At 34.2% G+C, this 666-nt stretch carries 1 protein-coding gene; it reads left to right on the top strand.

Going from position 1 to position 666, the window contains the following annotated elements; translation table 11 throughout:
- Positions 1–339: 339 nt before the first annotated feature.
- The coding region (locus BD31_RS09590; protein ID WP_008301842.1) for a P-II family nitrogen regulator at positions 340–666 on the top strand (327 nt) is incomplete at its 3' end.

Below are 666 nucleotides of genomic sequence, written 5' to 3'. Positions count from 1 at the left end.
AACAATTTTAACAGTGATAATGTACTGTAATCCTTTGTTCTTGCTTTTACTGCATCAAGAATTTGCTCATCTCTTTTTATGATGAAATCCTCGAATTGATCTGCCACCTCTAGTGGGACATATGTTAGTCTTGCTCGCATCATACCGTATAGTACGGTACATTACCTTATTAGTCTTTAACTTGAGTTTTATTGATCTTTCCAGCTGGTTTTTTTACACCTGATTTACATTCATCCCTATTTTTGCATGTGATGACAATATGCTCCTGTGATGCGATCTAATTTTCACCCTTAGGCATAACCCTCTCTGATAAATAGGGCTCTTTTTTGAAAATTATTTATGAAAAAAATTGAGGCTGTGATAAAGAGGAAAAATTTTCCTACGATTAAATCTAATCTGAATATTATAGGGACATACATTATAGATAAACGAAATTTAGATGATAGTAATATCTATGGAGAGTCAAAGGGCTCACGTGTTGGTTCTACTAGTTTAAAATCAATACCTTTGGCAAAAATCGAGATGGTAGTTTCAGATAAAGATGCAAGAAAAGTAGTTGAAATGATTTCAACAAATTCCGGTCTGACTCCTAATCACGGTGGTAAAATCTTTGTCTCAGAAATGGCAGAAGTTGTTGACATGGATACTCTTGATGGACAACAAGAC

The organism is Candidatus Nitrosopumilus salarius BD31, assembly GCF_000242875.2.
Classification (GTDB): domain Archaea; phylum Thermoproteota; class Nitrososphaeria; order Nitrososphaerales; family Nitrosopumilaceae; genus Nitrosopumilus; species Nitrosopumilus salarius.
Note: the sequence above shows the minus strand (reverse complement) of the source record. Positions and strands in the feature narration are given on the sequence as shown.